12 protein-coding genes are annotated in these 23,601 nt (G+C 32.9%); 9 read left to right on the top strand and 3 right to left on the bottom strand.

Features of this window, described 5'->3' with window-relative positions; translation table 11 throughout:
• Positions 1–15 precede the first annotated feature (15 nt).
• Together ABD963_RS07985 and ABD963_RS07980 are read right to left on the bottom strand one after the other, a co-directional pair.
• A complete protein-coding gene (locus tag ABD963_RS07985; protein ID WP_345276424.1) occupies positions 16–1,578 on the bottom strand; it encodes a sulfatase family protein in 1,563 nt (520 codons plus the stop codon).
• A 4-nt stretch (positions 1,579–1,582) separates the two neighbouring features.
• The gene (locus tag ABD963_RS07980) at positions 1,583–3,013 is read right to left on the bottom strand and encodes a sulfatase-like hydrolase/transferase (protein ID WP_345276423.1); all 1,431 of its coding nucleotides are present in this window, start codon (positions 3,011–3,013) and stop codon (positions 1,583–1,585) included.
• Positions 3,014–3,276: 263 nt separating this feature from the next.
• On the opposite strand from ABD963_RS07980, the gene ABD963_RS07975 reads away from it, so the two are divergent.
• The 7 genes from ABD963_RS07975 (at position 3,277) to ABD963_RS07945 (ending at position 17,726) form a co-directional block, all read left to right on the top strand.
• Positions 3,277–7,245, top strand: a complete 3,969-nt coding sequence (locus ABD963_RS07975; protein WP_345276422.1) for a hybrid sensor histidine kinase/response regulator transcription factor — start codon at positions 3,277–3,279, stop codon at positions 7,243–7,245.
• Positions 7,246–7,377: 132 nt separating this feature from the next.
• Positions 7,378–10,482 carry a SusC/RagA family TonB-linked outer membrane protein gene (locus ABD963_RS07970; RefSeq protein WP_345276421.1) on the top strand — a complete coding sequence of 1,035 codons (3,105 nt, stop codon included), beginning with the start codon at positions 7,378–7,380 and terminating at the stop codon, positions 10,480–10,482.
• A 4-nt stretch (positions 10,483–10,486) separates the two neighbouring features.
• The gene (locus ABD963_RS07965) at positions 10,487–12,034 is read left to right on the top strand and encodes a RagB/SusD family nutrient uptake outer membrane protein (protein WP_345276420.1); all 1,548 of its coding nucleotides are present in this window, start codon (positions 10,487–10,489) and stop codon (positions 12,032–12,034) included.
• A gap of 20 nt (positions 12,035–12,054) precedes the next feature.
• On the top strand, positions 12,055–13,425 hold the full coding sequence (locus tag ABD963_RS07960; RefSeq protein ID WP_345276419.1) for a glycosyl hydrolase: 1,371 nt from the start codon (positions 12,055–12,057) through the stop codon (positions 13,423–13,425).
• A gap of 87 nt (positions 13,426–13,512) precedes the next feature.
• Positions 13,513–14,331, top strand: a complete 819-nt coding sequence (locus tag ABD963_RS07955) for a T9SS type A sorting domain-containing protein (protein ID WP_345276418.1) — start codon at positions 13,513–13,515, stop codon at positions 14,329–14,331.
• A 122-nt stretch (positions 14,332–14,453) separates the two neighbouring features.
• Positions 14,454–15,887 (top strand): sulfatase-like hydrolase/transferase, encoded by a 1,434-nt coding sequence (locus ABD963_RS07950; protein ID WP_345276417.1) that lies wholly within the window; start codon positions 14,454–14,456, stop codon positions 15,885–15,887.
• Positions 15,888–16,079: 192 nt separating this feature from the next.
• On the top strand, positions 16,080–17,726 hold the full coding sequence (locus tag ABD963_RS07945; RefSeq protein WP_345276416.1) for a right-handed parallel beta-helix repeat-containing protein: 1,647 nt from the start codon (positions 16,080–16,082) through the stop codon (positions 17,724–17,726).
• A 350-nt stretch (positions 17,727–18,076) separates the two neighbouring features.
• On the opposite strand, the gene ABD963_RS07940 is transcribed toward ABD963_RS07945, so the two are convergent.
• Positions 18,077–18,667 (bottom strand): RNA polymerase sigma factor, encoded by a 591-nt coding sequence (locus ABD963_RS07940; protein WP_345276415.1) that lies wholly within the window; start codon positions 18,665–18,667, stop codon positions 18,077–18,079.
• A gap of 112 nt (positions 18,668–18,779) precedes the next feature.
• Between ABD963_RS07940 and ABD963_RS07935 the strand changes: the two genes are divergently transcribed.
• Together ABD963_RS07935 and ABD963_RS07930 are read left to right on the top strand one after the other, a co-directional pair.
• Positions 18,780–19,934 (top strand): FecR family protein, encoded by a 1,155-nt coding sequence (locus ABD963_RS07935; RefSeq protein ID WP_345276414.1) that lies wholly within the window; start codon positions 18,780–18,782, stop codon positions 19,932–19,934.
• Between the two features lie 151 nt (positions 19,935–20,085).
• Positions 20,086–23,598, top strand: coding sequence for a SusC/RagA family TonB-linked outer membrane protein (locus ABD963_RS07930; RefSeq protein WP_345276413.1), 3,513 nt, complete (start codon positions 20,086–20,088; stop codon positions 23,596–23,598).
• The last annotated feature ends 3 nt before the right edge of the window (positions 23,599–23,601 follow it).

Here is a 23,601-nt window from a genome sequence, read left to right as displayed (position 1 = left end):
TTTTAACAGTTTATTTTACTTAAAATCTGGTTGTTCAATATCATGGTATGAACCACCTCTTATGGCTTCAAAGGTTTCTATCATTTCATTCAGCTTATTAGGATTAGATGCTGCAAGATTTTGATCCTGATGAGGATCTTCTTTTAAATTATATAATTGAAATGTATCTAAATTACCAGTTTCTATACCTTTATTAAGAAGTAATTTTGGGCCTTTATAAGGCGGAATCATAACCCAGTCTCCTTGTCTAAAGGCTGTTCTGGAGGTAGCTTCAATGATAAGGTTTTTACGTCCTTCACTCGTTTTACCTAATAATAAATCTAACATATTTTCACTATCTGTTGTGGTAACATTACTGCCGGCTAATTGAGCCATTGAAGACAGTAAGTCAACTTGAGAGATTATGGCATCAGAAACACCTGGATTAATTTTCCCTTTCCAATAAGTTATGAATGGTACGCGCGTTCCTGCCTCAAACAAACTGTATTTGCCACCACGCAATGTACCCCAGGGTTTGTGATTTCCTAACTTTTCTATAGCTTGGTCTACATAGCCATCATCTAAAACAGGCCCATTATCACTAGATACAATAATTAATGTGTTTTCAAGTAAGCCTACCAATTCTAAAGTTTTAACAAATTCCCCTACACACCAATCAGCTTCAATAATAACATCACCACGAGGCCCCATTCCTGAAGCCCCAACAAATCTGGGGTTAGGCGTTCTTGGTACATGAGGTTGTTGTAATGCATAGTATAAGAAAAAGGGTTCATTCTTATGTTTTTTTACAAAAGATTGGGCTTTTTCCAAAAAATGATCTGCCATATCTTCATCTACCCATCTCGCAGATTTACCACCTTTCATATATCCTATTCTAGAAATACCATTTACAATAGCCTCGCTATGTTGCAAATCTCCTTTAAACTTTAAAAGTTCAGGATTTCCAGTTCCTGTTGGTTCACCTTCAAAATTTTTATCATAATCAACCAAAATGGGATCGTTTGGTTCTAAATTATCCACATAACCATCTTCAATGTATACTGTGGGAACTCGATCTTGAGTAGCAGCCATAATATAGCTATAGTCAAAACCTACTTCATTAGGGCCTGGAGAAATTTGAGTGTTCCAATCAACATTTCCCGTGCCCAAGCCTAAATGCCATTTACCGACAATGCCTGTTTGATACCCCTGGTTTTTAAGGATTTTTGGTAAGGTAACTTGAGCAGTATCTATGAGTAAAGGCGCTGTTCCCGGCAGTATTTTTGCATTTTTATTCCTCCAAGGATAAGTACCTGTTAATAGGGCAAATCTACTAGGTGAGCATGTAGCAGATGTGGCATAACCATTCGTGAATTTGATGCCATTATTAGCTAAATTGTCAAAATTTGGTGTTGCTATGTCCTGAGCTCCATAAGACCTTAAATCACCATAACCCAAATCATCAGCGTAAATAAATATAATATTTGGTAGTTTTTTGGATACAGGCTCCTTTACTTCCTCTATGCGTGGATTTTTATTGTCTTTGCATGATGTAACTATGGTGAATAGGACTATAAGTATGAATACTGGTTTCTTCATTTATTTAATTTTTATTTGGATTGTTTTTTCTAATAAATCTATCTGGATGCAATTTACTGTATTCAGAATCTTCTCCTAAACCTAGAAAAATAGGGTCTAGCATTTCGCTTTCCCAGTTAAAGTAAATATTTTTTAAAAAATCAAAAGATTGAGGTTTTATATCTATTAAATTATTTTTTTCAGAAATGTCATTTTTTAAATCAAATAACATGATATTACCTTTTCTAAAGGCAATTTTTTCTCCATCTAAATCTCTACAAGCATAATCATTAGCATCAAATTTTCTCCAAAACAAGTAATCATGTGGAGTTTCGTTGCTTTCTCCTGTCAAAAATGGCACCAAGTTAACACCATCAATTTTGTTTTTGGACTTGATGGATGTTTTCGTTTGAGCTATAGCTGTTGCAAAAATGTCAAGAGAAATTATGGGTTTGTCATACACTATATTGCTTGGAATTTTTTTAGGCCACATCATAGCAAATGGCACCCTGATACCACCTTCAAAAACATCGCTTTTTCCTCCTCTTAAAACACCATTGTTAGATGCGTTATGGTTTTCTGGACCACCATTATCTGATAAAAAGAAAATTATTGTATTTTCAGTAAGAGATAATGCTTCTAATTTATTCAAAATTTTTCCAACCCCGTCATCAACAGCACTTACCATAGCTGCATATGTTTTCCTTTTCTCGTCTTTAATTGAAACATATCTGCTTAGATATTTTTCAGTAGCTTGTAATGGCGTATGAGGGGCATTATATGCTAAATACATAAAAAAAGAATCATCCTTATATTTTTCTATATAGTTCACCGCTTCTCTAGATAATGCATCGGTTAAATATTCGGTTTCCTCAACACGGGTATTGTCTCTTAAAAGTTTGGTTCTATAGGCATCAAATTGTGTATTTACCTCATATTCATCCTTCAAAGTCCATTCATCTGGGAAATATTGATGTCCTCCACTTAAAAAACCATAAAAGTCGTCAAATCCACGTTTTAAAGGGCGCAAGCTTTCATGAGCTCCTAAATGCCATTTGCCCAATGCTACCGATTTATAATTGGATTTTTTTAGGGCTTCGGCTAAGGTCTCTTCGCTTAACGGCAAACCCATTTCAGGATCGTTGGGAGCAAATAATGGATTTCTACCAAAGCCAAAGCGATCTTGATAACGCCCTGTGATCAATCCCGCTCTACTTGGACCACAAACTACATAGCTAACATAGCCATTAATAAATTTAGCCCCTTGTTTGGATATCTTATCTATATTAGGAGTTAGGATGTCTTTACACCCATTAAAACCAACATCCTCATAACCTAAGTCATCAACAAGAATAATGATGATATTTGGTTGTTGGGAGTTTTTTGATTTGCTTTGGGCATTAACTAATAGAAAGCTAACAAAAAATGAAATCATTAAAAAGAGTTTTTTTTTCATTTTAGAGAAGATTATATTAAAATTCCGAATCGGAAATTTAAAGTTTATTACAAAGCTATTATTATGTATAAATCAGCATGGGGATAAATAACTCAATATAGGGTCACTGAGAGGTCAACCATAAAATCAATTATGAAAAATTGTATATTAACCTTGGAAATGCAATAACTAAATTGATACATTTACTAAAAAGTCAATCAATTAATTTTAACAAAAAAATGTTTAACCGCTATTTAAAAAAAGTTTTTGTTTCAATATATCTCTTGTGTCCATTTTTTATGGCTTCTCAAGAGAATGATATTAATTATGTTGTTGACTTTATTACCACCAAACAGGGTTTATCCCACAATTATGCGTCTAGCATAGTAAGTGATGATTTAAACATGAAATGGATTGGTACAGAAAATGGTATTACAAAATTTAATGGGTTTGATTATGAATATATTAAGCCTAGTGATGAATATGAAGAACTATTAAATGAAAACATTGAAGTTCTTTTTTTAGATGAAGATTCAAATTTATGGATAGGAACAAAAAGTGGTGGTTTATCTTATTTGGATATAAAAAATAATCAAGTAAAAAACCTTAATTATTTAATCGATTTAGCTAATGAAGGCGATTTAAGAATTACAGCTTTATCACAAGACAGTAATGGTAATATTTGGATTGGCACATGGAGTCATGGTGTTTATATTTTAGATTTTAAGAATGAAAAATTACTAAACCAAATAAATTTTAATCAATCTGTATACAGTATTGAAATTGATTTTAAAGATAACATCTGGATTTCCACTGGTATTAGACTATTACAATTCAATGCTTCCTATGAAATAATTAACACATTTGTCCTTAAAAATCAAATAACCGATTTACTGGCCGATGTAAGCAGAAATAAGGTTTGGATTGCCGTTTCTGGCAAGAACACCAAACTATATAATTTTAATTTTTACACAGAATCCATTGAAGAAATTGAAACAGGAGTTGTAAGTAATTTTTCTAGGAAACTATCTCTAGACAAATATAATAGGCTATGGATAGGTACATGGGGAAGGGGAATTTACAGAAGTAATGAAAACCTTTCAAAATTTAGTGAAATAGAATTGATTCCAAGAAATTCTGATAAAATAAGTGGTAATTACAATACCATTTTAAATATACATCAAGACAAGAATAATGTTACTTGGTTGGCCACTGCAAATGGAGGTTTGGTTAAATTATTGGAAGGAAATGGTTTTAACAATGCCGATAAGCTCATAACAAATACTGATTTAAAAGGCTTTCTAAACTGCACCAGTATTTATAAAAGTGAGGAAAAAATATTTATTGGAACCTTCAATGGGCTATATTTTGGGGAGGATTTTGATAGCCTTTCTTTGATTGAGGAAGTTGGACGAATAAAAATTAACGAATTATATGAAAACGACAATAAGCTTTATATTGGAACCCAGGACGGGTTCCATATTTTCAATCTTTTATCCAATAAAATAATTTTTAGTTCAAAAACAAAACTTAATAAAATTACGTCTTTCTTAATTGATGAAAATATACTTTACATAGGAACCCAGCAGCTAGGTTTAGCGATTGTTGATTTAAACAAAATAACCGACAATGCTTCTTACACTATTTACTCTGAAAACCTAACTGATGACTATAAAATTGAAAGCAATCGTATAACTGCCATTAAAAAAGACCCTAATAATAATATCTGGATAAGCACTTATAACGGATTGCATTTGTATGATAAAAGCCATCATAAATTTATACATCAGTCTAATTTCTTGGAAGGAAAGTTACCCAGTGTTATTATAAATTCTACATTAATTAAGGGGAATAATATTTGGTTAGCAACCCCCAATGGTTTAATCAAGCTTAATAACAAAGATAAAAAGCTGGTTATTGATGATATCATCACTCGAAAAAATGGTTTAAATAGTGATTTTATTTGCTCGCTAACCTTTGATGAAAATTCAAATTTATGGCTTAGTACCCATACTGAAATTGTAAAGTATAATGATACCGATAAAACTATTATTAGCTATGGCGATATTAATGGTGTAAGATCAACCTCATTCAATAACAAAAGTTTTTTCAACTATAAAAATGAATTAATTTATTTTGGAGGGATTGATAATATTACCTTTTTTAATCCAAAAAACATTAAGAACTTCAATGTAATCCCAGAAATTATTTTTACTTCATTAAGAGTTAATAATGAGTTGGTTGAATATAAATCCGGCAATCAAATATTGGATAAGAATTTTAATTATGCTGACAAAATAAAACTAAGCCATAGAGATAATTTTTTTTCAACTCGGTTTATTGCCAATGATTTTTTAGGACAATTAAATATAAAATATCGTTATTCTCTGGAAGGATACCACGATCAATGGATAGATTTACAAAACAGAAACGAAATAAACTTTGCAGGATTATCACCAGGTAATTACAAATTAAAAGTGGAAGCTTCACGTGATAATCAAAACTGGAGCCAGCCAAAATCCATAGATATTGTTTTATTGGGTTCCCCTTGGACGAGTAGCTTTGCCATTATTTTATATGCTCTTTTGGTGTTAGGTGCTGTATTTTACCTAATACAGTCGAATAGTGATAAATTAAAACTTAAAAATAACTTAGAAATTGCAAGAATTGATAAAGAGAAAGAAATTGAATTAACCGAGGCGAAGCTAAACTTCTTCACTAATATATCGCATGAATTCAGAACACCTTTAACCTTAATAATAAGTCCATTGAAGGAGCTTTTGGAAAGTGAAAATTTGCCCACAAAAGTTTCAAAAAACTTGAGCTATATAGATAGAAATACAAGTAGACTTTTAAATCTAATCAATCAATTATTAGATTTTAGGAAGGCCGATCATGGGTTGCTTAAGTTGAGTGTTTCGCAAGGTAATTTTGTGAGATTTTCAAGGGAAGTGTACTTGTACTTTAAAGAAGCTGCTAAAGCTAAACACGTTAAATATAAATTTAAACCTAAACAGGAAGAAATTTTATTTCCTTTTGATAGAAATAAAATGGAAATCGTTTTATGCAATATTTTATCAAACGCCATAAAATATACCAATCAAGGCGATGAGATAATCATGAAAATTGATGTAGATTCTGAATTTTGTATCATTTCTATAAAAGATACGGGTATAGGAATGAATGCTGAAGATATGGAAAAAATATTTGATCGTTTTTTTCAAATTAAGTCCGCTAATACGGCTAGAATGATTGGGAGTGGTATTGGTTTGTCATTTTCAAAAAAGATAATTGAATTACATCACGGAAGTATCAGCGTTAACAGTAAGTTAAATGAAGGAACAGAATTTGTTATCAAACTTTCAATGAATGCCAACTTGTATGAAGGATTTATTGATGAAAATTTCCTGACTTCTGATAATATTAAAGGTTATAAAACCACCGATACTATTGAAAATATTGAGAATTTAAGCATAGAGGCTAAAGAGCATTCTGTATTAATTATTGATGATAATCCAGAAATATTAACCTATCTAAAAGATATACTTTCAGATACCTATGCCGTAATACAGGCAAACGATGGAGATTCCGGTTTTCAAAGAGCATCTAGTGAAATCCCCGATTTGATAATTAGTGATGTAATGATGCCAGGAAAAGATGGTATCACACTTTGCAAAGAATTGAAATCTCAAATCACAACATCCCATATACCTATTATCTTGTTAACTGCCAGAACTTCTACTGTTTTTGAAATTGAAGGCCTTAAAACGGGTGCTGATGATTATGTTACAAAACCATTCAATGCCAAAGTAATTAAGGCTAGAATAGAAAGTTTGCTTGAAAATAGAGAAAAGTTAAGAGCTCATTTACTCAATAAAGTTCGTTTTGAACCTACAGCTACCAAAATAGAAAATGAGGATGATACCGAGAATGCTTTCATTCATAAAGCGATTCTCTTAGTAGAAAACAATTTGCACAATACCGATTTTGGGATAGAAAATATGGTTGATGAATTATTTATGAGTCAGTCAACCTTATACAGAAAAATCAAATCGTTAACGGGACTCTCTTTAACCGCATTTATAAGGTCTATTCGTTTAAAGAAATCTGCGCAGCTTATTTTATCTTCAGATTTAAACCTAAACCAAATAGCTTATGAAGTTGGTTTTAATGACTACAAGTACTTTAAGACTTCTTTCAAAAAACAGTTCAATTGTTTGCCTTCAAAATACAAAGAGTTAATAAATAAGTAGCATATAGCCACTGTTTTAAAGCGTTTGCATTATTTGAACCCCTAATTGATTTATTTAACCTTCTGTTAACATTATATTATTTTCATCTTTGTTTATAGATTATTAACTAAACTAACTCTATAAACTAAATTTATGAAAGTACTATTATTTTATTTTCTGCTGCTAGTTCCAATTGGGCAGCTAGCATTTTCACAAAACACAATTTCTGGAACAGTAACTGATAGTAATTCTCAACCTTTGCCGGGAGCTACTATTATTAAAGTGAACACAAAAACTGGTACAACTACAGATTTTGATGGCGCATTTTCAATTGAGGCCTCACAAGGCGATGTTTTGGAAATTTCCTTTGTAGGTTTCCAAACTACTAGAATAACAGTTGAATCTGCTAAAACTTACCAAATAACGTTGCAGGAAGATACAGCTCAACTTGACGAAGTTGTTGTGGTTGGTTATGGGACCCAGAAAAAAGTAGATTTAACATCATCAGTACAATCAGTAACTTTTAAAGAAGAAGTTAATCAACCTGTTACAAATTCTGGACAATTAATGTACGGACGTTTCTCTGGTGTTCAATTAACTCAAACTACGGGAAACCCTGGGGCAGATGGATCTTCCATTGTCATTAGGGGTATCGGTACTTTTGGGGGTACAGCACCTTTAATAGTTATTGATAACATTCAATATGATGATTTATCGGTATTCAACAGTTTAGCACCAGCGGATATTGAAAGTATAACCGTTTTAAAGGATGCCTCAGCTGGAGCTATTTATGGTGCTCGAGGAGCAAATGGGGTCGTTTTGGTGACTACAAGAAGAGGAACAGCCGATAAATTTGAAATCAATTATAATAGTTATTATGGAATTCAAGAAGCCACTGTACTTCCAGAATTTTTAGGTTCATTAGATTATGCGACCTTGATGAATGAGAAGTTTAGAAACGAAGATGGACCTGGTTTTTTACCAAGATATACTTCTAGTCAATTGGAGGCCATAAGAACAGGATCGTCTCCTGATCAGTTTGCCAATACGAATTGGGCTGAGGAAATTCTAAGACAAGCTTCCATACAATCACATAACTTAGCATTTTCTGGAGGTAGTGAAAAAACTACATATAGAATTTCTATGGGTTACTTAGGTCAGGATGCCATAGTAAGAAGTAAGTTTAAAACCGAACGTTACAATTTAAGCTTTAACATAAATTCTAAACTTAAAGAATGGTTTACCCTAAACAGTAACACCAATATGTTTTGGAGACGATTAGAAGGCCCAACTGGATCAGGTTTTAATAATCAAGGACAACAAGCAGCATTTAGTGGCGATAATGGAATTCTTTATCAATTGCAAAGAACGGCTCCTACCATTCCTGTTTTTTATAGTAATGGGCAATATGGTGTCGTAGATGGGGCATGGGAAAATTCCAATGCATCATTTTTAACGCAAAACCCATTACGAAGAGGCTTCTTAGGAAATTATGTTGGTGATACATTTAATCTTAGTCAAAGAATAGGTATGTCTTTTCAACTGACCAAAGATTTATCCTTTGAAACTAGTGGAAGTGCTAATATTGAATATACCAATAACTCAGACTTTAGCCCTGTAGAATCTCTGTTTTCTTATGATGGGGTGCCAGTTATTGTAGGTACTTTAAACAACTTAGATAATGCAACCAACTTAGAGTACACATTACTAAATGAAAATGTATTAAAATACAATAAAACCATTGCTGGCAAAAACAATTTGGGCATTTTGCTAGGGCATACCGTTTCTTATTTCAGAACAGACAACTTTAGTGGTACCTTAAGTGGATTTCCAACCAACAATATAGAGGAGTTTAATGGTGGAGGTATTACTAATCCTGCTGTTTCAGGTGGGGCAGCAGAAGATGTTTTGCAATCCTTTTTTGGAAGATTAAATTATGATTTTGATGGTAAATATTTCGCACAGTTTAGTATCAGGAGAGATGGAACATCGAGGTTTGGATTAGGTAATTTGTATGGTAACTTTCCTTCGGCTTCGGTTGGTTGGAGAATTTCAGAAGAAAAATTCTTGGATAAAGCAGATTTTATTAACAACCTAAAGCTAAGAGTTAGCTGGGGTGAAAGTGGAAATAATAGAATTGGTAGATACATTTACGAGCAAACCTATAACCCTGATCAAGATTACGTTTTAGGAAATGATGTGAGTGTGGTTGGTGTTGCTGTTACAGGTATAGCTAATCCGAGTATAAGATGGGAGCTTACGGAGCAGTATGATTTTGGTCTGGATTTGAACATGTTTAAAAATAAAGTCGAGTTTGTTGCGGATTACTTCAGTAGAGATAGTCAAGATATTTTATATGATAATTTCCCAATACCAAACACTTTGGGAGTAACTAATTTAGGAGCTATTAACGCGGCATCCATGATTAACAAAGGTCTTGAATTGGCACTTAATTATAGAGATAACATAGGAGACGATATTAAATTTAGCGTTGGAGCTAATATGACGAAATTCCTCAAAAATGAAGTTACTGGATTAGGAGATGGTGGTGAGGAAACCATTACTAATACTAGTATAATCAGAATTGGTGAAGCGTTTGGTTCTTATTACGGTTTTAGAGCTATAGGAGTGTTTCAGGATTTAGATGAAATAGCCAATTCACCCACGCAGTTTGGTAATATCAATACAGGACCAGGTGACTTAAAATATGCTGATATATCAGGCCCAGATGGAGTCCCAGATGGTGTAGTTGATGATGATGATAGAACCATCATAGGAAATCCAAATCCAGATTTATTGATTAATTTCAATGGTTCTTTTGAATATAAAGGTTTTGATTTTAACTTTTTATTTCAAGGTGTAAGCGGTGTTGATAGATTGCTTATGGGTAACGGTAATTTACCTATGGCAGATGATAGAAGTAACGTATTAAAATATTGGATTAATAGATGGACACCCGAAAATCCAAGTATTAATTTACCCAGAGTTGGTGGACAGAACAATACCAGAGTATCTTCTTTCTACGTGCAAGATGCGTCATACCTCAGGTTAAAATCAATTGAACTCGGTTATTCTTTACCAACAGACGTTTTACAAAAAATAGGTATGACTAAACTTAGAATCTTTCTAGGGGCACAAAACCTATTAACCTTTACTGGTTTAGAATATTTTGATCCTGAAGGCGGATCTGGAAATCAAAGTAATAGAAACGCACCCCTATATAAAACAATCACGTTCGGTTTAAACGCAAAATTATAAGACTATGAAAAAGATATTATTAACAATTTGCATTGCAATAACGTTTTACAATTGCACACAAGATTATATAACTCGTTCCTCATTAACTCAAATAGCTGAGGATAATTTCTGGAAAAGTGAACAGGATGCCTTTTTAGCTTTAAATGGAGTATATTCAGCTTTACAAGGGAGATCAATGTATGGTGGAAACTTAAATGGTTGGCAAGGGTTCCCCTGTTTCGATGGATTGGGAGATAATTCCTTTAACAACTTCAAATGGGAAGGCTTAGGTAATTTTATGGAAGGAAATATAGACCCTTCTAATGGTCCTACTGGAGCTATTTGGAATGATTTATACCGTGGTATCGCAAGGGTAAACTCAGTAATAAAAAATGTAGAGGTGATTTCTGAAGATTTGGTGGATTTAGAAACCAAGCAAGAACTTTCAGGTCAAGCCTATTTTTTAAGAGCATTGTTCTACTTTAACTTAGCGGTTTATTGGGAGGACGCCCCTTTAATTACAGAACCACAAACCTTAGATGATGCTTATGTTCCTAAAAACACTTATGAGCAAATTACAGAGCAGATAAGGGAAGATTTAAAATTAGCCGTGGAGTACTTACCTGTAAGTCACCCTAATAATTTATATGGTTATGCTACCAAAGGAGCTGCTTTAGGCCTTTTTGCCAGAGTACAATTGTATAATAAAGTTTACGAAGGCGAATTTGGAGTATTGAATTTAACACAACAAGCCATGGGCTTAGGTTATTCTTTACACCCTAATTATGCTGAGTTGTTTACTCCGGATAATGAAACATCACCAGAGGTTGTTTTTTCAGTTCGCTTTTTAAGAGGCGCTGATACAAACAACGGAGAAATTTTTTCAGGAACCTTTAATGGGTTTCCAAAAGGCGATGTTAGACCCATGCGTAACTTGGCAAATGATTATTATTGTACGGATGGATTACCAATTACTTCGTCACCTTTATACAATCCTAGTAATAGAGGTGCAAACAGGGATCCAAGAGCAACCGCTTCCATTTACTATGGAGGGGAAGTTTATTTAACAGAACCTTTAAGAACTTTCCAGAGTAATGGTCCTACCACTTTTGGTCAAAAAAAATACATAAGAACAGGTCCTGATTCGGAAGGAAATGCTGTTTTTGGAGAAGGCTCTCAAGATTTTTATGTGATTCGATATGCAGATATTTTGTTGATGCGTGCTGAAGCTATGGCAGAAACTGGAGATGTTGCTGGTGCCCGAGCATTAATTAATCAAATTAGAGGAAGAGTTGGAATGCCAGCAGTTGAAAATGTTGAAGGTGCTGTTAACCAACAACAAATGATTGCGATAGTAAGGCATGAAAGACGTGTTGAACTTGCTTTTGAAGGTTTACGTTTCATGGATTTAAAACGTTGGGGTGAAATAGAAAACGCCATTAACAGAGCTGTTTCAGATAATGCAAGTGGCTATAATCCAGTTTATAGAGGAGGAAAGTCTGAAGTATTTCCCATTCCTCAGTCAGAATTGGATGTAAATCCACAATTAGAACAACACCCTGCTTGGAAATAATAACTAAAAAATAATTTAAGATGAAAAAGTATTTAGCAATAATAATGTGGACACTCTTAATAGTGAGCTGCGAAAAAAATGTGATAGGCGATTTTGATGGAGTTGCTGCCGATCCAGTAAATATTGGTCAAGATAATATTCAATTAACAGAAGAACAGAAACTTAGTAAAAGAGGTGTTGCCTATACAAATAAATCAAAAAGGTGGTCTCATAAAACCAGCGAGTTAAAAGCTCATTGGATGTATAGTTGGGGTAATATTCTTAGAGAAGAAATTCCTGCTAATGTAGAATATGTTCCGATGTTTTGGGGAAAAGGTTCAGTAAACCAAGAAAACCTTGATAGGGTTAAACAGCTTATAGACGATGGTAAGGTCAAATATGTGCTAGGTTTTAATGAGCCCGATGGTGCTGCTCAGGCAAACATGACGGTGGATGAGGCTATTGCCTTATGGCCGCAACTAGAAACATTAGGCGTACCTCTGGGATCTCCAGCGACGGTTAACCCAAATAATGATTGGATGCAAGAGTTTATGGCAAAAGCTGAAGCACTGAATTTGAGAATAGATTTTGTAACAGTTCATAGTTATGGTGGTCCAAATGTATTGGGTTTTATTAATAAAATGAAGGAAACTTTTAACGCTTATGAACGACCCATTTGGATAACCGAATTTGCAGTGGCTGATTGGAATGCCACTTCTCCGGCGAACAACATCCATAGTGAAGAGACTGTTATGCAGTTTATGAATGAATTGCTACCTGCTTTAGACGATATTGATTATATACATAGATACGCATGGTTTGATGGCGTAGGGAGAGCTCCTTTAGCATCATCTGCTCTTTATGATGAGGATGGTATTATTACTGATTTAGGTCAAATATATGCAGGCAATAAACCAAATGCTCAAATTGGACCAGGACAGGATACGGAATTTGAACCTGAAGTAGACCCCAATGAACTAATAGTTAATGGAGGCTTTGAAACTGGAACTATTGCACCATGGCAAGGTTTTAAAAATGGTGTGGTGATATCCGACGTTACAGAACCACATACAGGAAACTTTTCCGGAAACATACAAAACAATGATGGTTCCATGTTTCAAATTATTACGGTAGAACCGGAGAAAACATACATATTAAAATTTTGGTCGAAATGGAGAGAAACTATACCCAATTCATTTAAACCAGTTTTAAGAGACGCTACGGTATCTGGAGCGGCAGGTGTGATTTTTACTCTAAATGAAGTTCCTAAAACAGATCAATGGGAAGAAACCACTTATGAATTTACAATGCCTGCAGGTGTAACCCAATTAAGAGTGCAGTTTTACAAAGGACAAGTAAATCCAACATTCCCTCCATTTTTCTTAGATGATATTTCACTCAAACTAAAATAATAGAACTGTATATATCAACTATCAAGATTTTAAACTTGATAGTTGATATAACTGAAATTAATTAATAAACCATTAAAACTAAACATTATGAAAAAAATTACACTATTTTATCTTTTAACGCTATTCGCACTGGTCTTTGCAAATGCCCAAGTATTCAATCAAGATTATGAAAGTTTTACTGTCGGCGATCCAGGGGGTGATGCTGGTCACCAATTGTCTGGAGGCTCATCTACTATTGAGATTGCAACAGGATTGGGCAACACATCGAAAGTCTTAAAAGCTGTTCATGCAAGTGGAGCAAATGATTTGTATGTAAGAACCTCTAACATTATTGTTACTGAGGGGGAAGTTTATGACGTGTCATTTGATGTAGTAACATCAAATGGTATACATGTTGTTACTATGCGTTGTTCAAATGATGATGTAGCACCTTTTGTGCAAGTGAATGCAGATGCTCCAGCGTCTTCTACTAATGGCGCTCAAGGTGGTGCTAACCCAGGTAGGATTGTTGAAAATGCCAACAACACTTTTGGAACCACAACAGCTTCATTTACTGTACCAGCGGGATATAACAGAGCTAGGATCCAGATATACAATTTTGGTGCCGCAAACACAATGGAAATTGATAATTTTTCTGTTACATTAAATGGTACTGCATCAGTGACTGATTTAGCAAAATTCAATTTTAAATCTTATCCAAACCCTGCCAGTGAGTGTTTGAATATTTCGGCTGTTACCAATATAGATAAAATTGAAGTTTATAATCTACTTGGTCAAGAGGTGAAAAATGAGGTTATAAATAGTAGAAATGCAAATGTTAATATCTCCAGCCTATCAAATGGGGTTTATTTAGTTAAAGCCTTTATTCAAGATGCTGTAGGCACCTATAAGTTTATAAAAAAATAATAATTGATTAGTAGTTTGTTTTTTATTTATGTAGCACGTTAATAGCTGGGGTTTCTTTTTTTAATCATTAAGGGGCCCCTGTTATTTACTCATTTTTAAAATATTACTTTAATTAAATAGTAATGAAAAAACACATTTTTCTATTTAGCTTAATATTTATTTTGTTGTCATGTGGTAACAAAATAAAGAATACTGATTTGATGACATTGGCTATAGAAAAGAAAAATGAAAAGCCTAATATTATTGTTATTATAGTTGATGACGCTGGCTATGTGGATTTTGGTTTTATGGGGAGTGAAGATTTAGAGACACCAAATATAGATGCCCTAGCTAAAGCTGGTGTTATATTTACAGATGCCCATGTAAGCGCAACGGTTTGTGCGCCATCTAGAGCAGGAATTATTACCGGTAAATACCAGCAACGTTTTGGCTTTGAAGCTAATGGTACAGGAGATATCGAAAGTGGCGATATTGGATTATCCAATGATGTAGTGACTATGGCTGATGTTTTCAAGAGGAATAACTATAAAACCATAGCGATAGGAAAGTGGCATTTAGGAGCCACACCAACAGATCACCCCAGATATAGGGGGTTTGATGAATTTTATGGTTTTTTAGCTGGAGGACGCTCATATTTTCCAATGCATAATCCCTCGCGAGAGCATATGCTCCAACAAAATGGTAAACAAGTTAAATTTGACGGATATATTACCGATGTGCTAGGAAATCGTTCAGTAAGTTTTGTGGAAGAAAATAAAGACCAACCATTTTTTATGTATCTAGCTTTTAATGCTGTACATACACCTATGGAAGCAAAAGAATCGGATCTTAAAAAATACCAGAATCATCCTAGGCAACATTTGGCAGCTATGACATGGTCTTTGGATGAAAATATTGGTAAACTGCGAAACAAATTGAAAGAACTTGACATTTTAGACAACACCTTAATTTATTTTTTAAGTGATAATGGAGGCGCTCATAACAACACTTCAAAAAATGGACCTTTAAAGGGCTGGAAAGGCAACAAGTTTGAAGGAGGGCAACGCGTTCCATTTATTTTAAGTTGGCCTAGTAAAATTAAAGGCGACCAAAAATTTCATGGATTAACATCATCCTTAGATATTTTTAGCACCTCTATAGCAGCTGCAAAAATAAAAACAGAGGACAATTTAGAATTGGATGGAACTAACTTAATACCTTATTTATCTGGGCAAAAAAAAGGAAACCCACATGATGAGTTATACTGGAGAAAGTTAGATGAATCGGCAGTTAGAATTGGTGATTATAAGTTAATACACTTAAAAGATTATGGTTCAACTATGTATAACTTAGCCAATGATTTAGGAGAAACATATAATTTAGCTAGTGAAGACAGTGCTCAATTCAACCTGCTATTAAATAGCCTTAAGGAATGGGAAAGCCAGCTAGAGGATCCGCTTTGGCATGAGGGTAAACCCTGGGAAGATGTTACCTACCAAATTCATCAAAATTTAATGAACAATAAACCAGTATTGTATAAATCCCCTTCAGACAAAAATATTTCTTTATCTGAGTAATTTTCTCTTTTGAAATTCTTTATGAAATTAAGCAACAGTATTTTTATGTCGTTCATCACCTGTGTTTGTTTTGGACGAAATCTTATAATTAATGGAAATTTTGAAGCGATTGGCGCTGAATCAATGCCATATCCATGGTTGGGATATACTAATCGAATATTAATAGATTAAATAAAAATGGTTTTGTCAAAAATGTTATTATTAAAAAAAGTTATAAATCTAAGATACGTCGTTTTTTTAACGTTTCTTTTACTACAGAATAATTTGATAGCCAAGGATTATTACGTTCATCCTGAAAAGGGGAATGACTCTAATATTGGAACTTCAAAGGGAAAGGCTTTTAAAACATTAAAAACAATTTCTAAAATAAATCTTTTGCCAGGGGATAGAGTTTTACTAGCTTCTGGACAAACCTATAAAAATGGACTTATTTTTATCAATAAAAATGGAACTGTTAATAAGCCAATAATTGTAACTACAGTTGTTTGGAATGACCATGAAATTTTTAAACCCGCAATTATAGATTTTCAAGATAATTTAAACGGAATTTTAATTGAAAACTCAAGTTTTTTTAATATTTCCCACATTCAATTAACAGCTAATGGTTTTAATAAACCTTCAAAAAACACTGAAATGCTTTGTGGTATTTTAATCAACAATACCCAAGCTAAGCTCATGCAAAATATAGTTATAGAAAATATTATAATTGATAATGTATACTATGAGCATTTTGGTTATGAGAGAGGAAAAGATGAAGTTAAAACGGCTAACGGAACTCAAAAATACGGTTGGGGAATTAGGGTAATCAATCTTACGAATCATAAAATTGATAATATTACCATAAAGAATTGTACCATAAGTAATGTGTCGCATACCGGAATAAAATTAACAGGTACCAATAAGAATATTAGCAATGTTGACATAAAAGAAAACGCTATTAAAAAAACGGGTGGACCAGGAATTCAGATGTCTGGAGTAAAATCAGTTCAGGTTAGAAATAATTTAGTTTCACACTCAGGTAGTCAAGACGATAGCAGGAAATGGGGAAGAGGCAGTGGACTATGGACTTGGGGGTCATCGCATGTTTTAATTGAAAAAAATAAGTTTTTATACGCTAATGGTCCAGGAGATTCGGCCGGAGCTCATATTGATTTTAATTGCGATAATATTGTTTTACAATACAACTTAAGTGCTTATAATGCAGGTGGTTTTTGCGAAATTTTAGGGAATAATTATAATTGTTCTTATCGCTATAATATTAGTATTAATGATGGCCACAGAGTAAAAGGGGTTGATGGAGCCTTTCAAGAAGGCAAAATTTTCTGGCTTAGTGGTTATCAAGGAAATAAAAAAGTAAGAAAAGGACCTGTTAATTCATATTTTTATAACAATACCATTTATGTAAATGACTCCATTATTTCAAAAATAGCTATTGATAACTCAAGCAAGGGGATACTTATTGCCAACAATATCTTTTATCTAGAGGGTGGCGCTAAAGCTGTTTTAGGCGATCAATATAAACCAGATGAGTTATCTGGAGATTTAGCAGAAAACGTTTTCTTTAAGAATAATTTATTTATAGATAAAAATAATTGGCCAGAAGACATTGGAATTATAGATATTGAACCAATCATAGGAAATCCGGAATTTACGAACAAAGGCGGAATAAATATTGAAGATTATTTACCAACGAACCTAACTTTAGTTAAGAATAAGGGAATAAAAATTCCACTCTTGCAAGACGATAAAATAGGCTTAATACCAACTTTACAACTTGAAAGGGATATCTTGGGCAATATGATAAAAGGGAACCCTAGTTTAGGAGCTATTGAACCTTAAAAAATTCAAATAAACATTAAGATTTACATAAAATAAATTGCTTTCTCAGTTTTATTTTGCATTTCATTAAATATCACTTTTAAAAACAATTTAGGCTAGTTTTATCTAATTAAATTATTTAATTAGATTGTTTAGGAATATATTCTAAAACTCAAAGGGAGAACTTAATATTTAAACTTAGTAAATAATTATACTCTTTTTTTTCAAAATTATTAGGGCATTCCAGAAAATCTACTACTCAAATTTACGCTAAAGTAATTTAGAAAAAGGTTAGTTAAGATATGCTAAGACTTAAAGAGAAAATAAATGCGAATCGAGATAAATCTTAAAATCTAATAATGCTAGTTAATTTATAATCGTTTTGTACTACCAAATAGTAAAAATAAAACACCATTAGTTTTATCACCAAGTGTTTTTCTTAGTATAGAAAAGGCCTTTGTTATATGAGCTTCAACAGATTTAATGGAAATGTTTAAGTATTCAGCTATTTCTATATTTGTAAGCCCTTCTTGTTTACTCAAAATAAAAGTCTTTTTACACTTAGGAGGTAAATTCTCAATTTCTTTTTTTACCAATGCAATTAACTTTTCTAAAGAGTTTTCGTCTGCCTCCTCAACAACATGATTTAAAGCATCAATATATTTTTTTTCTAAAGCAGTGACAGCTTTTCTTTTGCGATAATAATCAATACATTCATTATATATAGCTCTGTATAAATAATTTTTTATTGAAAAGTCATCTTTGAGGTTCAATCTGTTTTTCCAGATATAAACAAATATATTTTGAACAACATCTTCAGATAACTCATGGTCTTTGAGCAATCCAAAAGCGTAGGCATGTAATTTTTGCTGATAAGAGTCAATCAAAAAATTATAGGCTATTTCCTTGCCTTCTTTAAGAGCTTTTATAAGTTCAATATCGTTATTGTAAACTATTCTCATTTGGAAATTAATATAATTTGATACGCTTTAATGCGAAAATATAAAAAAAAGTATCAAAAAAAGTTAGGGTTGGTAAATTTTGCTTCGCTTTAATTAAAAGTATACATCTGAGATGGCCTCAAAACAAATTGAAAAAATCATTGCAAAATACCTTATCGATCAAGCTTCATTTGAAGAATTAGATGATTTGGAACTATGGGCAACAAAACCTGAAAACGAGCAGGAGTTTATAAATTATGTTAAAGTTAATTATACAATAGACTATAATTTGAAAAAAACAGACACATTTAAGACAAAGCGTTTGATTACCAACCTTATTCAAGAAGAGAAAAGGCGCTTGAAACAAAGAAGAATACTAAATTACACTAAGTATGCTGCTGTACTGGTGGGTATTTTGGTTTCAGTGTATTTATTTAACCAAAACAAATTGAATAATTCTATCGAAAACACTCCAATAATTGTAAATACCATTCAAACAGGTACGGACAAAGCAACACTTACTTTAGAAGACGGTTCTCAGGTTGCCTTAGAGAAAGGAGATTTATATGAAACACAAAATGTTAAAAGTAATGGAGAGGAACTTGTTTATGAGGCTGGAAGTAGTAAGGAAATAGTTTATAATTATTTAACTATTCCAAGAGGTGGGCAATTTTTTGTCAAGTTATCAGATGGAACGAAAGTTTGGTTAAATTCAGAATCACAATTAAAATATCCAGTAGCATTTATAGACGGTGTTGATCGAGAAGTTGAATTAGTCTATGGTGAAGCTTATTTTGATGTATCCCCTAGTAAAAAACATAAAGGTGCTAAATTCAAAGTATTCAATCAATCTCAAGAAATAGAGGTGTTAGGCACTCAATTTAATCTTAAAGCATATAAAGACGAATCAAATATCTACACAACATTAGTTGAAGGAAAAGTGGCTGTTAATTTTGAAAATAGAATTCAAAAACTACTTCCTTATGAGCAATCAAATGTTAATCTCAAAACAAATGATTTAGTAATAACAGAAGTTGATGTTTACAACGAAATCTCTTGGAAAGATGGTGTATTTAGTTTTGAAAGAAAACCATTAAAGGAGATTATGAAGGTATTATCTCGATGGTACGATATGGATGTGGTTTTTGAAAATAAATCACTGGAAGAGGTTAAGTTTTTTGGTGTGCTTGATAAACAGCAAAATATAGAAGAAATACTGAAAACCATTAAAAAATTTAAAATAATTGAGAGCTATGAAATAAAGAACAAAGTCATAATATTAAAATAAAATAGGGAGCGAAGTCAAAATATTTTGCGGTATCCAACTTCGTCCCTGAATTACGTATTAACTAAATTAATAACTAACACTAAACAAATTTATGGAAATTAAATTTATTAATGTCCGTTCTCTTCTCCGAAAACGGTTTTTAACTCTTATTATGAGAACATTTATCTTTTTGCTATGTACAACATTTTTTGGTTTTACAACAGTAAACAGTTTTTCTCAAGAAGTTGTCACAATCGATTCTGATAAGGAAGTATCAGTTCATGAAGTTTTTAGGATTATAAAAAAACAAACCAAATATCGGTTTTTGTATCCAGAAGACTTATTTGAAGATGCACCTAAAATACAATTAAAGAAAGGCGACATACAATTATCCAAATTGTTGGAGCAAAGTTTTTCAGGAAGTAATGTTAAGTTCGAATTAACTAAAGGTAATACTATCGTTATTGAAGAAATTGAAACAATTTTTAAGGATGATAATATTAAGAAACAACAAGTACAAATTTCAGGAAAAGTTGTTGACCAAAATAATCAGCCATTGCCAGGAGCAAATATTTTAGAAAAAGGTACTAGTTATGGTACACAAACTGATTTTGATGGTGCGTTCAATTTAAATTTAAATAACCAAAATGCTACATTAATTGTTTCTTACATAGGATATAAAACGCAAGAAGTATCTGTTAATGGGCAAAGTTCTATCGATATTATCCTTATAGAAGACGCATCTGCCCTTGATGAAATTGTAGTGGTGGGGTATGGCTCTGTAAAAAAAGAGAATCTTACCGGAGCAGTCGAGTCAATAACTTCTGAACAGATTGAGAACAATATTGGCCCAAATACCAGTCAAATATTACAAGGTGTTGCGCCAAATTTAAATATTACCTTAGATAACGGAGGTATTAATGAAGAGGCTAATATTGATATTAGAGGTATAGGCTCTATAAATGGAGGTAGCCCATTAATTTTAATTGATGGTGTTCAAGGAAACCTGAATAGAATTAACCCTAGAGACATAGAGTCCATTTCAGTTTTGAAGGATGCAGCCTCGGCAGCTATTTATGGAGCAAGGGCAGCATTTGGGGTTATTTTGATCACCACGAAAAATGCAAGGTCTGGTGATATCAAAATAAATTACAATACAAACTACGGTTGGAGTTCTCCAACAATAAGAACAGATAATTTTATCACAGACGGTTTGGAATGGGCACGTTTGAGTGATAAATTAAGTCTGTTAGAGAATTCCAGTACTTATTTAGGATACACTCAGGAGGATTATGATTATTTGGAAGCCAGAAGACTAGACCCTACTTTGCCATCAGTCCTTATAAAAGATGTAAATGGAGCAGAACGCTATGTGCATTATGGTAATACCGATTGGTGGAATACTTTGTTTAGTGACCAACAATTATCGGCTGAGCATAACCTAAGTTTATCAGGAGGAACTGATAAAATGAATTTTTATCTTTCTGGTAGATATTATAAAAGGGATGGTATTTATAAAATCAATAAAGATGTATTGAATACTTATACCATTCGCGCAAAAATCGAGGCTAAACCTTATGAATGGTTAAATATAGGGAACTCAATTAATGTCTATAAAAAGGATTACTCTGAACCGGCTACCAATGCACGTAGAGTAAGTGGGTCTGATAATAGTGAAGATTGGCGTAAATTTACATTCCACGCAGCGCCACTTTACCTGCCAAGAAATCCCGATGGTTCATTTATAATAAGAGGAGCATATACAAATAATAGAGATATAGCCGATGGTACTTTTGCGGATATATTAAATGGAAAAAGTAGAGCAGAAGAAGACGATTTTGAAGTTTTTAACACAACATCTTTAGGAATACAGTTAGCTAAAGGCTTAGAGATAAAAGGGGATTACAGTTTTAGAAATCGCAACCAAAGTGAATGGGTAAGAATTATTTCTACTCCTTTTACTAATCAACCCAATGGAGAAGGGATAGCACTTTATAAAGAAAATACACAAATCTATAAAGAGTTAGAAAGAAACACATTGTACCAAGCTATAAATGCCTATGCCAATTATGAATTTAATCCTTTGGAGAATCATACATTTTCAGCCTTGGTTGGTTATAATCAAGAGTGGAACACATTTAAAAGAAATATAGCTAGTAGAAATGGTAATCTTTCAGAAAATTTAAATTCATTCAACTTAGCGACAGGGGATAATATCTTTCTAAATTCGACAGAAGAAGAATGGGCAATTCGAGCGGGTTTCTTTAGAGTTAAATACAATCTTCTTGATAAATATTTAATAGAGTTTAATGGAAGGTTCGATTTGTCCTCGAGATTCCCTGTTGATAACAGGCTTGGGCTATTTCCATCAACATCTATTGCATGGAAATTAAGTGAAGAAAACTTTTGGAGTAAACTTAAGCCTTACATTGGAACACTCAAATTAAGAGGGTCATTCGGATCATTGGGAAATCAAAATATTGGTGCCTATGATTATATTTCAACCTTAGATGTAAGACAAAGTAATTATATAGTAGATGGTTCGAGAATAAATTATTTATCAACACCTGACCCTGTGTCCTCAAATTTCACATGGGAAACTTCTGAAACTTTAGACTTCGGTTTTGATATATCTGCTTTCAAAAATAGATTTACAACCACCTTTGATTGGTATAGAAGAGATATTAAAGATATGCTAACTCAAGGAACTCAATTGCCATCTGTTTTTGGAGCTGATGAGCCACAGGAAAATGCAGCTGATTTAAGAACTAAAGGATTTGAATTATCCGTAAAATGGAAAGATCAGTTTAATATTGGAAGCAAACCATTCAATTACAATATTGGTTTTATTTTAGGTGATAGTAGAACACATATTACAAAATTTGATAATCCGAATGGTGATTTCCAACAATTTTATGTAGGTCAAGAAATTGGCGAAATTTGGGGATATACTGTTGAAGGATTTTTTCAAACGGATGATGAGTATTTAAATCATGCAGACCAAACAAGGGTTAATGAAAGAATTCAAAATAATTACCTCATTAATCATCCAGTAGCGGGTGATATAAAGTTTGCTGATTTAGATGGTGATGGTGAAATCACTTCAGGAGATAGAACATTGGCCAATCCAGGAGATTTAAAAAGAATTGGTAATTCAAATGCAAGATATAATTACGGTATTACTTTAGGTGCCGATTATGCAGGTTTCGATTTAAGTGTATTTGCTCAAGGTATTATGCAACGTGATTGGAATCCAGGAACAGATAATGGTTTTTTTTGGGGCCCTTTTGCAAGACAATATCAAAATTTCTATCCCAAAAGTGTAGAGGCTAATTCTTGGACACCAGATAACCCAAATGCCTACTTTCCAAGATTGGCGGTATATGCTGAACGTGGAGGACCTTATGAAGGTGCACAATTAGGAGTTAATTCAGATAAGTATCTTCAAAATGCAGCCTATTTAAGAATAAAAAACATTACACTTGGCTACACTTTACCTGAAAATTTATCAAATAAATTGCACGTAACAAGTCTAAGGTTATATGCTACAGGAACTAACCTTTTTACATTCTCACCTTTATATAAAAACAATCCAGACCGAACTGTAGATCCAGAACAACTAGGAAATGGCAATGATTATCCTTTCACTAAAACATATGTATTCGGACTTGATATAAAACTCTAAAAA

The sequence above is a fragment of the Litoribaculum gwangyangense genome (genome assembly GCF_039543505.1).
GTDB classification, from domain to species: domain Bacteria; phylum Bacteroidota; class Bacteroidia; order Flavobacteriales; family Flavobacteriaceae; genus Litoribaculum; species Litoribaculum gwangyangense.
The sequence above is the reverse complement of the archived record's forward strand: the minus strand, read 5'-3'. Positions and strand labels throughout refer to the sequence as shown.

Excerpts from the sequence above, each read along its gene's own strand:
- ABD963_RS07935 (WP_345276414.1), top strand. The coding sequence starts at position 18,780 with ATGGCCTCAAAACAAATTGAAAAAATCATTGCAAAATACCTTATCGAT.
- ABD963_RS07950 (WP_345276417.1), top strand. The coding sequence starts at position 14,454 with ATGAAAAAACACATTTTTCTATTTAGCTTAATATTTATTTTGTTGTCA.
- ABD963_RS07930 (WP_345276413.1), top strand. The coding sequence starts at position 20,086 with ATGAGAACATTTATCTTTTTGCTATGTACAACATTTTTTGGTTTTACA.
- ABD963_RS07945 (WP_345276416.1), top strand. The coding sequence starts at position 16,080 with ATGTTATTATTAAAAAAAGTTATAAATCTAAGATACGTCGTTTTTTTA.
- ABD963_RS07960 (WP_345276419.1), top strand. The coding sequence starts at position 12,055 with ATGAAAAAGTATTTAGCAATAATAATGTGGACACTCTTAATAGTGAGC.
- ABD963_RS07955 (WP_345276418.1), top strand. The coding sequence starts at position 13,513 with ATGAAAAAAATTACACTATTTTATCTTTTAACGCTATTCGCACTGGTC.
- ABD963_RS07985 (WP_345276424.1), bottom strand. The coding sequence starts at position 1,578 with ATGAAGAAACCAGTATTCATACTTATAGTCCTATTCACCATAGTTACA.
- ABD963_RS07980 (WP_345276423.1), bottom strand. The coding sequence starts at position 3,013 with ATGAAAAAAAAACTCTTTTTAATGATTTCATTTTTTGTTAGCTTTCTA.
- ABD963_RS07940 (WP_345276415.1), bottom strand. The coding sequence starts at position 18,667 with ATGAGAATAGTTTACAATAACGATATTGAACTTATAAAAGCTCTTAAA.
- ABD963_RS07965 (WP_345276420.1), top strand. The coding sequence starts at position 10,487 with ATGAAAAAGATATTATTAACAATTTGCATTGCAATAACGTTTTACAAT.
- ABD963_RS07970 (WP_345276421.1), top strand. The coding sequence starts at position 7,378 with ATGAAAGTACTATTATTTTATTTTCTGCTGCTAGTTCCAATTGGGCAG.